Origin of the sequence: Corynebacterium sp. HMSC034E11 (assembly GCF_001835905.1) — a bacterium.
GTDB classification, from domain to species: Bacteria; Actinomycetota; Actinomycetes; order Mycobacteriales; family Mycobacteriaceae; genus Corynebacterium; species Corynebacterium coyleae.
Window position 1 is genome coordinate 36,314 of sequence record NZ_KV826403.1, and the last position, 14,097, is coordinate 50,410.

Genomic DNA, 14,097 nt, shown 5'->3' on the forward strand with positions numbered 1-14,097 from the left:
GTTTTAGTAGCTCAACTCTTCCCGCTCGCCGGACCAGGTGGTGTGGAACGTGCCTTCCATGTCCACGCGGCGGTAGGTGTGTGCACCAAAGAAGTCGCGCTGTCCCTGGATCAGTGCTGCTGGCAGCCGCTTGGCACGCAGCGAGTCGTAGTAGGACAACGAGGAAGCGAACACCGGCACTGGGAGTCCAAGCTGCGTAGCGACGACAACCACACGGCGCCATGCGTCTACCAGGCCCTTTTGCAGTTCTCCGGTGAAGTACGGATCGAGCAACAACGACGGGAGATTCGGATCGTTTTCGTAGGCCTCGGTAATGCGGTCGAGGAACTTCGCACGAATGATGCAGCCACCGCGCCAAATACGTGCGAGATCGCCCGGTTTGATATCCCAGTTGTGCTCGGCGGACCCGGCGTTAATCTCGTCGAAACCTTGCGCGTAGGCGACCAACTTGGAGGCGTACAGGGCTCGGCGGACATCGTCGATAAACGCAGTCTTCTCCACGCCGAGTGCTTCGAGGGTACTCAACTCGCCCGCCGGAAGTTCGGCTTCCGTCGTGGCCTCGCGCTGTGCAAGTGCCGACGACAGCGCGCGGGCAAACACTGCCTCGCCAATAGCAGTGGTCGGTACACCGAGATCCAGTGCCTCCTTGACGGTCCACCGTCCGGTGCCTTTTTGGCCGGCAGCGTCCACGATGATGTCGATAAACGGTTTTCCGGTGCGGGCGTCGACCTGGCGAAGCACCTCCGCGGTGATTTCGATGAGGTAGGAATCCAGATCGCCCTTGTTCCATTCAGTGAAAATGTCGGCGATCTCCGCAGGTTCCAGGCCTGCTGCGTAACGCAGCAGGTGGTACGCCTCGCCGATCACCTGCATGTCGGCGTACTCGATGCCGTTGTGCACCATCTTGACAAAGTGGCCAGCGCCGTCCGGGCCAATGTGGGTCACGCACGGGGTGCCATCGACCTTTGCAGCAATGTCTTCGAGGAGTGGTCCAAGTGTCTCCCAGGATTCGACTGGGCCACCCGGCATAATCGACGGGCCACGCAGCGCACCTTCTTCACCGCCGGAAATACCCGCGCCGACAAAATGGCGATTGCGCTTGGCCATCTCACGTTCACGGCGAATCGTGTCGGTGAACAGGGCATTGCCACCGTCGATGATGATGTCACCGTCTTCCATCGCATCAGCGAGCTGTTCGATGACCGCATCAGTTGCTGCACCGGCCTGCACCATGATCACTGCCTTGCGGGGGCGCTGCAGAGATGCGACAAAGTCCTCGATGGTTTCGGCGGCGATGAAGTTACCCTCGTGGCCATACTCGTTGATAACCGCCCGCGTCTTCTCTGGTGAGCGGTTGTAAATAGCGATGGTATGGCCTTTCGACGCAAAATTACGGGCAAGGTTTGAGCCCATTACTGCCATACCGACGACACCGATTTGAGCAAGAGGTTCTGAAGCATCTGCAGTCATAGTGCGAATTCTACGTGGCTGAGGACAGATCATCCGTATCATCGACGAGCATGAACCTAGAATTCGATTTTCGCCTGTACAACGAAGTGCTCGACACGCCGTTGAGCGAAGAAGAACTCGCTGTGATCAACAATCTCAACGTTGATTTCGCCCAACGACTCGGGCTAGTGCTGGATTACTGCTCAAAAGACCGGATGGATGCACACCTCGTTGCAACTGCGGAGCATCTGCAGCCAACCGGCATCGTCAACGGCGGTGTCTACTGCGCAATCGGTGAAACCATGGGGTCAATTGCGGCGGTGGCAGCTAGCGCACAGCCTGCAGTGGGGATGAGCAACTCCACCGACCTTCTGGGCAGCGTGCGCGCGGGGCAGCGTATCGACGCCACCGCGGAGCCGGTCCACATCGGTGCCCGCACCCACCTGTGGCGCGTGAACATGTACTGCGAGGAGAAGTTGGTCGCTGTGACCAACCTCAAACTGATGATCCTGAGCAAATAGTGGCTGATTAAAGCCAGTGGTTCTTGCGGAACCACCACCACATCACCGAGATAGCAATGAACATTGCGAGAAGTGCAGCGGGGTAGCCGTAACGCCAGCCAAGCTCTGGCATGACTTCGAAGTTCATGCCGTAGATTCCGGCAACCAACGTCGGCACCGCCGCCATGCCCACAACGGCCGAAATCGTACGCATGTCAGAGTTCTGCTGCATCGTAATCTTCGCTACCGACGCGTCCAGCAGGGACGTGAGACGTTCGTCGAAGCCTGAAAGACGGTCGCTGACGATCGTGGAGTTATCTTGGACGTCGCGGAAGTAGGTACGCAGAGCCTTACGCATAAAGTCCTTGTTGTTCGTCAACCCGTTGCGAAGCGCTGGCGACAGTGGGTCGATCGCGTGACGCATCTCCAAAATCTCGCGCTTGTAGGTGTAGATCTTGTCAATGTTGATCGTGCGACGTGGCGTAAACACTTCGTTTTCCAGCTCGTCGACGTCGCTTTCGAGGAAATCCGCGACCTTCAGGTAGTTGTCTACCAGATAGTCAGATACCGCCCACGCCACAGCGGAAGGCCCGAGCAGCGCTAGCTCTTCTTCGTCCTCGAGCTTGTTGGTGAGGTCAGGGAGACGGACATTATGGCGAATCGTGATGGCAAACTTCTCGCCGATAATCATCTGTACTTCGCCGGTGGAAATGATCTCACGGGCGTCCGACACCTCTTCGTCGTCACGATACGACACTGAACGCACAACCAGGAACAACTGCTCGTCGTGGCGTTCAACCTTCGGTCGCTGATGTGCTGCGACAACATCGTCCACAACCAGGTCCTCAATATCGAAGATCTCAGCGACGCGCTCCATTTGCTCCGTAGTCGGCTCTTTCAGCGACAACCAAACAAAGGCGTTCTCGTAGCGTTCTGCCACCTCAAGTGCGTGAGTCATGCGCACATTTCCCGGCTGGCGTTTGCCGTCGACAAAAACGCGGCAAAAGTCGATCTGACGCTCGACAGGCACCGGGATTTGGTTCACAGACGGGGGCTGCACCTTCTTAGGACGCTGTCCTGGAATTGAAATACGTGGCGGCATAGCTTTAGCCCCCTTTCACGTCGTAGGGCAGGCCGAACACGGCAAAGCCCAGGATGAATGAGCACACAAAAATGGGTGCGCACGGATATCAAAGGTGATATTACGCGTGCGCACCCCAATGTCTAACGGGGGTGATCCTAGGGTTAAAACACCGTCAACCCCCGCGAGCGGAAGACCTCTCGCACATGCTCGACAGATTCGGCAGATGGGGGAGTAACGTCCTGCAACTCGTAATCGAGGCCGATTTTGTCCCACTTGTCCGCGCCCATGTTGTGGAAGGGGAGTACTTCCACACGCTCTACGGTGCCCTTCCAACGCGCGACGATATCGGCGACTCGCTGCACGTTTTCCTCAGCGTCGGTCAGACCTGGGACTACAACGAACCGGATCCAGACCGGTTTGCCCTTCTCGTGCAGTCGATCACCAAAATCGATGGTTGGCTGCAATTGGCGCGCGGTGACATTTTCGTATGTGTCAGGATCACCGGACTTGACGTCGAGGAGGAACAAATCAATATTGTCCAGGTCCTCGTCGGTCAAGCGTGCACCAAGGTAACCAGAAGTGTCGATTGTGGTGTGCACACCAGCGTCATGCACTGCCTTGAGCAGTCGTCGTGTAAACGCGATCTGAAACAGTGGTTCGCCGCCTGAAAGGGTCAGCCCGCCACCGGAAGCGTTAAAGACAGGCTTGTATCGCAGTACGCGGCGCACGACGTCGTCGATACGCTCGAGTGTGCCTTCCTTCATTTCCATCGTGTCCGGATTGTGGCAGTACTTGCACCGCAGTGGGCAGCCCGACAAGAAAATCGTCATACGGGTGCCCGGTCCGTCGACGGCAGTGACCAGTTCCCAAGAGTGGATGAGGCCGATCTCGCCAGTACGGCGAGCCTCAAACAACTCTGGGCGAGTGATCTCAAGGTCGTCGGTGGAAAGTCCGCCTAAACCGGCAGCGACGCCGCGCACGCGCTCGCCTGCTTCAGGCGATAGCGTGACGACGCCGCTCGTTCCGTCTTGGGCCATAAACTACGCGCCCTGGTGGAAGGTACGAGAGATGACGTCGCGCTGCTGCTCCTTGGTCAGCTTCACGAAGTTCACGGCGTAGCCAGAGACACGAACAGTGAGGTTCGGGTAGTTCTCTGGGTGCTCCATTGCATCCTCAAGCGTGGACTCGTCAAGCACGTTGATGTTGGCGTGGTACAGGCCAGAGTCCATGTTGTTCGCGGAACGGGAAGCCTTCATGGAAGCGAGGCGCTCGTCGAAAGTAGGGGTGGTCATGATGTCGTCTCCTTCGGAGTGAATAGGTGAGTGGGAAAGTCTGATTAGGCGGGGTTAACTACCGCATCGGCGTTGTCCATGATGAAGCCGGCGTCGAGAACACCAACCAGGTTGGTGATCTGCTCTTCCTTGTTACGGCCCAGGCCCGACGGGGTGATCGTGTTGGTCAGCGAAATGCCGTCCAATGCGTCGTTGTAGTCGAGCTTGCCCACGGACAGCATCGAAGCGACCATGCCGTGATTGTCTGCGCCGTTCTCCGGGTTCGCACCTGGGGCGAACGGAGTGCCGGCCTTGTGCCCGGACGGGAACGAACCAGTTGCCTTGCCGTAGACCACGTTAGAGGTAATGGTCAGTACCGACTGGGTCGGAATAGCGTCGCGGTACATCGGGATCGCTTTGATCTTCTGCATCACGGTGTGGACCACGGTTGCGGCAATGTCGTCCGCGCGGTCATCGTCGTTGCCGTAGAACGGGAAGTCGCCCTCGGTGATGTAGTCGACGATCAAGCCTGTCTCGTCGCGCACCGGTGTGACCTTCGCGTACTTAATCGCGGACAGAGAGTCAGCAACGATTGAAAGGCCAGCGATGCCACAGCCCATGGTGCGAACGATGTCAGAGTCGTGCAGCGCCATTTCGATGGACTCGTAGGCGTAGCGGTCGTGGCAGTAGTGGATGATGTTCAGAGCCTCGACGTAGGTACCGATAACCCAGTCGAGCATCTCCTCGTACTTCTGCCAGACCTCGTCGAAGTCGAGTGGGCCATCGCCCTCGATCGGCTTGTGGTCACCGTCAGTAATCTGCTTGCCGGTAACTTCGTCACGACCACCGTTCATGGCGTAGAGCAGTGCCTTCGCAGCGTTAACGCGTGCGCCGAAGAACTGCATCTGCTTGCCAACCTGCATCGGAGAGACACAGCACGCAATAGCGGCGTCGTCGCCCCACTGGTCACGGATCTGCTTGTCAGACTCGTATTGCAACGAAGAGGTCTCGATGGAGATCGCGGCGCAGAACTCCTTGTAGCCCTCCGGCAGCGCCGGATCCCAGAAGATGGTGATGTTCGGCTCCGGAGCAGGACCCAGGTTGCGCAGCGTCTGCAGCAGACGGAACGCGGTCTTGGTGACCTGGTGGCGGCCGTCCTCAGAGAAACCAGCGTCGGTCCAGGTTGCCCAGTACGGGTCACCAGAGAAGATCTGGTCGTAGTCCTCTGTACGGAGGAAGCGCACGATGCGCAGCTTGATGACGAGCGCGTCGATGATCTCCTGCGCCTCAACCTCGGTCAAGGTGCCGTTGGCTAGGTCACGCTCGAAGTATGCGTCCAAGAACGGGGAGAGGCGACCAATGGACATTGCGGCGCCGTCCTGGCTCTTTACGGAGGCAAGGTAGCCGAAGTAGGTCCACTGCACGGCTTCCTTGGCGTTGGTTGCCGGGCCGGAGATGTCGAAGCCGTAGTCTTCAGCCATCTTCTTGAGCTTCTTGAGCGCCTTGATCTGCTCGGCGTGTTCCTCGCGGTAGCGGGCCCAGTGCTCGGAGAAGCCCTTCTCCAAAGACGCATCCTTGGCCAGCTGCTTTTGCTCGATGAGGTAGTCAACGCCGTAAAGCGCCACACGACGGTAATCACCGATGATGCGTCCACGGCCGTAGGCGTCCGGCAGGCCCGTGACGATGTGGGACGAGCGTGCTGCGCGGATACGAGGGGTGTAGATGTCGAAGACGGCATCGTTGTGGGTCTTGCGGTAGTGGGTGAAGATCTTCTTCACCTCCGGGTTGACCTCTTTGCCGGCCTCCTTGATGGCCTGCTCAACCATGCGCCAGCCACCGTTAGGCATCATGGCACGCTTGGTCGGGGTATCAGTCTGCAGACCGACGATCACGTCATCATCCTCGGAGATGTATCCGGGCTTGAAGGCGTCGATATCGGCCGGAGTGTCAGTGTCAACGTCATAGACGCGACGCTCGCGCTCAACGGCGAGGTAATTCTTATCCAGGTAGTCCCAGAGGCGCAGTGTCTTGTCGGTTGCGCCTTCGAGGAAGGATGCGTCCCCGTCGTACGGGGTGTAATTGCGCTGAACAAAGTCGCGGACGTCGATGTGCTCGGTCCACGGTCCTGGCGTGAAACCTTCCCACGCCTTGTTCTGGATTTGCGGCTCTGTAGAAACAGTCACAGTTGCACGATCTTTCACATAGATAACTAGTGGTCTTCATGCGGCTGCGCTTACCCATTCCCAAACACAGTCTCTTTAAAGCGCTTGCCGCTTACCTATGAGTATAAAGAAGTTCTCCGACTATAGGTAATACGTTTGGCGTGGTGTTGGTCACACAAAGTCTTCGGGGGGTGGAGAGTAGCAAAAACCCCGGTCCTGCGCTCGTTGAGAGCGAAGAACCGGGGAAGTTGGGGGCGCTACGAACGCTTACTTCTCACCGTTTTCCAGGTGGATGTTCTCCAGCTGGCCTTCGGTGACAGCCAGGTTGTGGCGGGTGCGGGAGAACGCGTTAATCGTCCACTCGTTGGCAGCCACAATGCGGTTACGGCGGCCGGTGAGGAAGGACATGTGGACGCCAAGCCACATCAGCCAGCCGATGAAGCCGGTGATCTCGACCTTGCCCATCTTCACCACAGCATTGAAGCGGTTGATGATCGCCATGGAGCCCTTGTCGAAGTACTCGAACGGAGCGCGATCCTCCGGAGCGATATCGTGCTCGACTTGGTTCTTGATGACCTTGCCCACATAAGCGCCGGACTGGATTGCAACCTGGGCCACACCTGGCAGACGGTCGCGATTCATCATGTCGCCAACGATGAAGACGTTGGACTCGTCGCCGACGGAAAGATCCGCGTTAACAGCAACCTTGCCGGCACGGTCTGCTTCCACGCCGATTTGGTCTGCAACCTGCTTGCCCAGCGGGGAAGCCGCAACACCCGCGGACCAGATCTTGGTCGGAGTCTGGATCGTGGTTTCCTGCTCGGTCTTCATGTCCTTGTAGGTGACAGAGTCCGCATCAACGTTGGTCACCATGGCGTTGAGGATCACGGTGACGCCGGCCTTTTCAAGCTCACGCTGTGCCTTTTTGCCCAGGCGCTTGCCAAATGGAGGCAGCACCTGCGGTGCGCCATCAAGCAGGTAAATCTTCGACTGCTCGGTGCTGAAGGAGTATCGGCCCGAGGTGAAGGCACGGTGCGCCATCTCCGCAACCTGGCCAGCAAGCTCGACGCCGGTCGGGCCAGCACCAACGATGACGAAGGTCAGAGCGCGATCGCGCTCTTCTGCGGTTTCCGCGAGTTCTGCACGCTCGAATGCTGCAATGAGGCGTGCGCGGATCTCAAACGCGTGATCCAAGGTCTTCAGGCCCGGCGCGAACTCGGCGAAGTGGTCGTTGCCAAAGTAGGACTGGCCAGCACCAGCGGCGACGATGAGGGAGTCGTAGCCGAAGGTGTATTCCTTGCCACTTTCAACAGAGGTGACGGTCTTGCCCTTGACGTCGATGGTCTCAACAGTGCCACGAACGACGCGGACGTTCTGCTGGTTAGCAAACATCTGGCGGATGTCACCGGTGATCTCGCCCGAGGACATCAGGCCGGTTGCCACCTGGTAGAGCAGTGGCGGGAAAAGGTGGGGGTTGGTGCTGTTGATCAGGGTCACATCGACATCAGCATCCGCAAGTTCCTTGGCTGCGTTGACGCCACCGAAGCCAGCGCCGATGATGACAACATGATGGCGGTTTCCGTCTGGGCGAATGACCGTAGAGGCCATAAATATCTCTCCTCGGTTGAATTTTTATATGTGCAACGCCTATATAGTACGCGCCGCATTTTATCTGAGCCGTGGCGTACCGCAGAAGCAGGTTCTTGGCCACTAGCATTTGTGAAATGGCCGATATCTCCCGCGCACGCAAAAGTTCCATCGACGCCGCGGCCTGGCCGGCTGTTGCTGCGGTACCCAGGGCCCGTGGAGGAGCGCTGCGCACGAAGATCGCTGAGGCGACATTTGCTCGTGCCTGTGCGAAAGCAGAACTTGCTCTAGAAGGAGACGATGCAGCGCTCACTGTGGAATCCGCGGACATGTTTGAGCGTATCGCTGCGCGCGGGTGGACTGGCCTTGCTGAAAGTTATATGGCAGGCGAGTGGGTGACCTCGACGTCCGAAGGGCTTGTAGATGCACTCCAGGCGCTGATCGGTGCGGGGTACAGGCCGGGGCCAGCACGCGTGTCTGCTCCGAAGCACGGTCGCACACCCCTTGGGGTGATCGGGGAGCTACCTCCGGATCTGGTGCAGCATTTTGCTGGTGGCACCGCAACGCATGCGCAGGGACACTTTGGCACGGGTGTGCCGACGACTCAGCGCACGCGGATGAAGTCCCACACTCCGGGGGCAGGGCGAGGAAACGAGCCAGGGCACCACTTCGTCGACGTCACCGAAATCGGCGCTCCACTTGACGCTCATCGCGATGACCTATCTGATGCACAACGCAGGAGCATTTCGATGCTTCTCGACGCCGCCGCTGCCGGTCCCAGCACACATTTGCTTGAGATGCCGTGCAGTGGAGGAGCGGTGGCTGCGGAAGCACTTGCTCGACGCTGCACCCTGGATGTGGTTACCTTTGACGCCCGCGTGAGGAAAAGCCTTGAAGAACAGTTGATCCTCAGTGGTGCTGAAGGTGCTGCACGCATTGACGTGTTGGATTGCCCAGCCGAAATCGAAGCGTTGGCACGGCAGCGTCGCGGGGTGTACGACGCAGTAGTGAGCATGCAGGCGTTTGAGAACATGCCGCACCAGGAACAGATCGCGTATCTCGTATCCGCGGAACAGATGCTCGCACAGGGCGGCAAGGTAGTGCTGCAAACAATTGTCCGCACGAACAACTATTCCCGGAGTGCAGCGGCAGCCTTGGCCTCAACCACCGGTTATGCGTGGCCACGGATGAACGTTGTGAGTTGCGATGACGTTGCCCGGATCGTCGATAAGCACACTGCATTGCGCGTGACTGCGGTGACAACCGCACCTGAACACCTCGCAGCATCGCTGAGGCTGCAGCGAATGGCCTTCGACGCCCACTTACGCGACGCCGCAGCGGATGGCTACGACGTTGTATTTCGCAGGATGTGGACTTGGCAGCTAGCCCTGCGCGAAGCCCTTGCACGATTGGAAATGCTGGACCTCGCGCAGGTCACGATGGTGCAGCGCCATCGCGGAGGCCGTCGCTAGGCTAACGTGACCTCCGGTCGGGATGCACGCTCGACCAGTACTGCAATCGACTCAAATGGCTTTCCGGCCACCATCTGTAGGCCCATCTCGCAGGTGCGGTTTGCTGACACGAAGCGTGCATAATCGCCACGATTGAGCCCCTCGCGTTCCTCGCGAGTCGCCGACTCAACCAGCTCAGGGTGCAACATCACACGATCGCCAGCTGTGCCACAGCAGGCCGCCCCAGCGGGCACTTCCGCATCGCCACACGCAGCTGCGACACGCATGAGCGCTTCCGTGGTACCAAGGTGCTGACCGGAGCATGGCGGGTGGACAGCAATACGCCCCTGGTCCTGAGTGATGGGCAGGTGCTCCATGATCTCTTCGTCGAGCCACTGCACCAGGTCGAGAACGCGAATCGCCTCGAAACGTTCAAGATCAGCAGGGGAGAGTACCTCCGGCATGGAATCCACCACGGTATGGGTGCACGAGGCTGCATCGATGATCACAGGCAGTGCGCCTTGCTCTGACCACTGCCACATGCGCTCCAGCAGGTCGAGTGCTTTCGCACGGTATGCATCGTCGAATCCCTTCGAAGAAAACGGCATGCCACAGCAACCGCCGTCAACGTTTTCCGGGATCCACACAGGTGCTCCGCTTCGTCGGCCGAGTTCAACAACCGCCTGCGGCACAGCAATCTGATCAGCAGAACCAGCAGGTTGGCCGAAGATACGGTTTACACAGGCAGGGAAGTAGACAGCTGCGGCACCGTTGCGCGAGGTTTCCGGCATCTGTGGTGCCTTGTGCGGCATGGGCCCCGGCACAGAGGGGAGGCGCTCGGGCGAGATGAGTGCACGTCCAACCTGGGTGACAGCATTGGCTAGCGCAGGCCCGAGAATATTGACGCCAGATACCGCAGTGCGGCCCAACGCCTCGACCGCGCCGTATCCCTTCGCGATCCCAGTTGCGACACGCTTCTCTGCAGGTGTTGCCTGAGCTGCGCGCAGTTGCTTCATTACCTTGCCGGTATCAATGCCAACAGGGCAGGGGATAGCGCAGGTTCCGTCGGCAGCGCACATGTCGATCGCGTCGTACTGGTATTGCTCGCGCAGCGCCCCCAAGACCTCCGAGCCTTCCGGCTGACGCGCCATCTCACGGCGCAGCACAATACGTTGACGTGGAGTCACAGTGACGTGGCGTGACGGGCATACCGGCTCGCAGAAGCCGCACTCGACGCACATATTGATCTCCTGCTCGACCTTGGGAAAGGACTTGAAGCGCTGCAGGTGGATGTCCGACTGGCGAGTCAACTTCACGTCCGGCGCGAGGATGGTGTCCGGGTCAAGCATCTCCTTGACCTCCCAGAACAGGTTCCAGATTTCGTCGCCCCATTCATGGCGCACGAACGGCGCCATGTTGATACCGGTACCGTGCTCAGCCTTCATCGAGCCGTCGTGCTTGTCGACGACCAACTCAACCAGCTCGTCAAGGAAGCGCGAGTACTTCTCGAGCTCCTCAGGGTTGGAGAAGTCCGGGGTGATAAAGAAGTGCAGGTTCCCGTAGGGTGCGTGTCCCATCACGCCTTCGGGGTAGCCGTAGCGCCGGAGCAACTCCATGAGTTCAGCAGCGCCTTCGCCGACCTGCGCAGGTGGGAAGCATACGTCCTCAGTAATCAGCGCGGCGCCTTGCGGGCGGTTTTGCCCGATCAGGCCAAACAGGCCGTTACGCAGCTGCCACATGGCGTTTTGCTTCTTTGGGTCGGTCTCAAAGTGCAGCGGTGCCAGCAGCTCCGCGCCCTCGAGCACGGCCTCGGCGGCGGCAATGGCCTGCTGAAGCTCGTCTTCGGTGGTGCCACCGACCTCGAGGAGCAGGGCAGCGGTGGACTGGTCAATATCTGCCCATTCAGCAGGAGCAGCACTAAATTGGCCAACTGAACCGCGCATGACATCGGAGACGAGCAGTTCGCAGGCTTCAGCCCCGGCGTCGACAAGCTGTGCAACATAGTTGGCAGCATCAGTGATGTCGGGTACAACCACCCAGGTCACAGCCTTTTTCTTTGGCAACTCGATGGTGCGAATCTCAGCCTCGGTAAACACGCCGAGGATGCCTTCGGAGCCGACGAGCAAGCGCATGAGGATACGGACCGGCTCGTCCTCGTCCAAGAATGCATCGATGCGCAAGCCGTTGGTGTTGCGGATGGAGAACTTTGCGCGTAGGCGAGCGACTAGCGTCTCGTTAGCACGCAATCGATCACGGAAATCAGAGAGTTGTTTGTGCAGTTCAGGGCACTGTTTGCGGAAGGCGTCGTCGCCTTTGCGCGTATCGACGATCTCGCCAGACGTTAATACAAACTCAGCCTGATCGATGGTGTGGAAGGAATCACGCTCAATCTTGCAGCGCATGCCGCCGGCATTGTCAGCGAGGACGCCACCGATACAAGCAGATGCGGTCGAGCCGGGATCGGGTCCAAGCATGTAGCCGTGGCGTCGCAGGACCGCTTGAGCGTCGCCAAGCACAACGCCCGGCAACGTACGAAGGCGTTTGCCGCCGTCGAGGACCTCCATGCCGGCGAAGTGGGTCTTCACATCGACGAGGATGTCGTTCGTCATCGCCTGGCCGTTAAGCGACGTCCCGGCGGCGCGGAACGTCAGCGTCCGACCTGCGCGGCGGGCATATCGCATCAGCGCGGAAAGGTCTTGCGCGTTGCGTGGCTGAACGACCACGGACGGGATGTCGCGGTACGGAGAGGCGTCTGAGGCGTAACGCACGAGATCTGAGACGCGTGATTGAACATTGTCCGCGCCGACGATTGCTGCGAGCGCCGCGACGAGTTCCGGGTCGGAGCCGCCAGTGAATTGCTCACTGACAGCGTCCGGGTAGGAATCGTCGTAAACCGGCTTGGGGATCCTGCGGGGATCGGGAGAGAGGAGCTTTGCCATGGGGACAGATTACGCCGTGGTGTCACCAAATGTTACTTGACATAATGTACATTATCGGACAAATATCCTTTATATAACGTCAGGTGACGTTATATAGGGTTACTTCCGCATATCCAGACGGACGTTAATTTCGCCGTCCTCGGCGATCTTTGCGGCCACCAGCTCCGGAGTCTTCACTCCGTAGTCCTCTCGGTTGATCGGAATGTCTGCTGCGACGAGCAGCTGATCGCCCGAGCGCGCGACATTGAATGTCTGCGTGATCGTGTTCGTCTCGCCGTGGATGGTCATGTTGCCCGTCAGGTCTACGGTGCCCATCGTCCCGTCCTCTGGCACGCTGCTAAGGTCCACTGGCTCGGTGACAACGAACTTTGCCTCCGGGAAATCGTCCGTATGGAAAATTTTGCGTCGCACGCTTTCATCGCGGACATCAGAGTCGGTGCGAATGTTTGTCATATCGACGACAATCTCGCCAGCCTTCAGCGTGCCCGCCTCGATAGTCACGCTACCGCGAACGCCTTGTGTCGAGCCTGACGTAGTCCGGCGATCACCTGGCAGCACCTCGGCGAATGTGAAGCCTGCAGACGTTTGGTTGGGTCCAGGCTTGTTTGTTACCTCCCAGACGCCGTCAATTTCCGTTGTGGCGGATTTCAGGCTGGACTCGTCGATACCCTCAGTTTTGACACCGTGACTAAAAAACAGCGTCCTTCCCAACGGGATGAACGCCACTGCAAGCGCCAGAATGGCAAAGGCTAAAACTGCGATCATAAGCAGCTTCGTATTACGGGAGCTGGTCTTCACGTACCTCACCTCAGTTTTTCGAGTTTCTGGACCAAGCCTACTAATTCGTCACACAACGAATGCAACTCGTCCGCCGTCGCGCCTTCGGCCGCTGCAGTTTGGATATCCTCAGCGGCACAGCGCAACTCGTAAAGTCGATCGCGGATCTCTGCGACGCGCTGACGGCTCAGAATCACAGCGTCAGGGTCCACGGTCGTACCTGCAAGGAGTGTGCGCTGCTCATACGCACGCTGCTTGCACGAAGAACTGCAATATTTCCGCTTGCGGCCACGCCCCTGGTTGATTTCAATCTCTTTACCGCACCACGCGCAAACGTTTGTAGTCTCGTTTATTCTCCGCTTCCTGATCTTCACGGCGGCAAGTCTATTACAGGTGTCAAGCCTGGGTGAGGTCAGGGAACAAAACGAATTAGTGGACCGTTATACTTGAGCGATTGCTGGGCAACCGGGCAATAACGACGACAAGGATGGAGACAACATGGCTGATCGAGTGCTACGCGGTAGCCGCATGGGTGCCGTGAGCTACGAAACTGACCGCGACCATGATCTCGCGCCGCGTCGCATGGCGAAGTACCAAACACCCAATGGTGAGGTGTTTGAGGTTCCGTTCGCCGATGAGGCTGAGATCCCCGAAGAGTGGATGTGCAAGAACGGCCAGACCGGCACGCTCATGGAGGGCGAAGGCGTCGAGTCGAAGCCGACGAAGCCGCCGCGTACCCACTGGGACATGCTGCTGGAACGTCGCAGCATTGAGGAGCTCGACGTGCTGCTTGAGGAGCGCTTAGAGCAGCTCCGGAAGCGCCGTCGCACCGCGGCCCGCCTCGCTAAGGAGCAGGCCGCGCAGAAGGAAGGCTAAT

12 protein-coding genes are annotated in these 14,097 nt (G+C 58.8%); 3 read left to right on the top strand and 9 right to left on the bottom strand.

What is annotated here, in order from left to right:
• Positions 1–3: 3 nt before the first annotated feature.
• Positions 4–1,470, bottom strand: a complete 1,467-nt coding sequence (gene gndA / locus HMPREF2690_RS07065; RefSeq protein WP_070820507.1) for an NADP-dependent phosphogluconate dehydrogenase — start codon at positions 1,468–1,470, stop codon at positions 4–6.
• A 50-nt stretch (positions 1,471–1,520) separates the two neighbouring features.
• Here gndA and HMPREF2690_RS07070 point away from each other — a divergent pair, with 50 nt between their 5' ends.
• On the top strand, positions 1,521–1,970 hold the full coding sequence (locus HMPREF2690_RS07070) for a PaaI family thioesterase (protein WP_070484770.1): 450 nt from the start codon (positions 1,521–1,523) through the stop codon (positions 1,968–1,970).
• Between the two features lie 7 nt (positions 1,971–1,977).
• Here the strand turns inward: HMPREF2690_RS07070 and HMPREF2690_RS07075 are convergent, their stop codons facing one another.
• The 5 genes from HMPREF2690_RS07075 to HMPREF2690_RS07095 form a co-directional block, all read right to left on the bottom strand.
• Positions 1,978–3,051 carry a magnesium and cobalt transport protein CorA gene (locus tag HMPREF2690_RS07075; protein WP_070451536.1) on the bottom strand — a complete coding sequence of 358 codons (1,074 nt, stop codon included), beginning with the start codon at positions 3,049–3,051 and terminating at the stop codon, positions 1,978–1,980.
• A 143-nt stretch (positions 3,052–3,194) separates the two neighbouring features.
• Positions 3,195–4,070, bottom strand: coding sequence for a pyruvate formate-lyase-activating protein (gene pflA, locus HMPREF2690_RS07080; protein WP_070570280.1), 876 nt, complete (start codon positions 4,068–4,070; stop codon positions 3,195–3,197).
• Positions 4,071–4,073: 3 nt separating this feature from the next.
• Positions 4,074–4,325 (bottom strand): autonomous glycyl radical cofactor GrcA2, encoded by a 252-nt coding sequence (gene grcA2 / locus HMPREF2690_RS12475; protein WP_034999039.1) that lies wholly within the window; start codon positions 4,323–4,325, stop codon positions 4,074–4,076.
• Between the two features lie 44 nt (positions 4,326–4,369).
• The gene (locus HMPREF2690_RS07090) at positions 4,370–6,487 is read right to left on the bottom strand and encodes a pyruvate formate lyase family protein (RefSeq protein WP_070615108.1); all 2,118 of its coding nucleotides are present in this window, start codon (positions 6,485–6,487) and stop codon (positions 4,370–4,372) included.
• A gap of 246 nt (positions 6,488–6,733) precedes the next feature.
• Positions 6,734–8,074 (bottom strand): NAD(P)/FAD-dependent oxidoreductase, encoded by a 1,341-nt coding sequence (locus tag HMPREF2690_RS07095; protein ID WP_070820508.1) that lies wholly within the window; start codon positions 8,072–8,074, stop codon positions 6,734–6,736.
• A 116-nt stretch (positions 8,075–8,190) separates the two neighbouring features.
• Here HMPREF2690_RS07095 and HMPREF2690_RS07100 point away from each other — a divergent pair, with 116 nt between their 5' ends.
• Positions 8,191–9,525 carry a class I SAM-dependent methyltransferase gene (locus tag HMPREF2690_RS07100; RefSeq protein ID WP_070820509.1) on the top strand — a complete coding sequence of 445 codons (1,335 nt, stop codon included), beginning with the start codon at positions 8,191–8,193 and terminating at the stop codon, positions 9,523–9,525.
• Here the strand turns inward: HMPREF2690_RS07100 and HMPREF2690_RS07105 are convergent.
• The 3 genes from HMPREF2690_RS07105 to HMPREF2690_RS07115 form a co-directional block, all read right to left on the bottom strand.
• A complete protein-coding gene (locus HMPREF2690_RS07105; protein WP_070820510.1) occupies positions 9,522–12,443 on the bottom strand; it encodes an FAD-binding and (Fe-S)-binding domain-containing protein in 2,922 nt (973 codons plus the stop codon). The genes HMPREF2690_RS07100 and HMPREF2690_RS07105 overlap by 4 nt on opposite strands.
• 99 nt (positions 12,444–12,542) lie before the next feature.
• Complete coding sequence (locus HMPREF2690_RS07110; protein WP_083292066.1) at positions 12,543–13,208, bottom strand: YceI family protein; 666 nt, start codon at positions 13,206–13,208, stop codon at positions 12,543–12,545.
• Between the two features lie 38 nt (positions 13,209–13,246).
• Positions 13,247–13,594, bottom strand: a complete 348-nt coding sequence (locus HMPREF2690_RS07115; RefSeq protein ID WP_224212718.1) for a hypothetical protein — start codon at positions 13,592–13,594, stop codon at positions 13,247–13,249.
• Positions 13,595–13,718: 124 nt separating this feature from the next.
• Between HMPREF2690_RS07115 and HMPREF2690_RS07120 the strand changes: the two genes are divergently transcribed.
• On the top strand, positions 13,719–14,096 hold the full coding sequence (locus HMPREF2690_RS07120) for an RNA polymerase-binding protein RbpA (RefSeq protein WP_070423193.1): 378 nt from the start codon (positions 13,719–13,721) through the stop codon (positions 14,094–14,096).
• Position 14,097 lies beyond the last annotated feature (1 nt).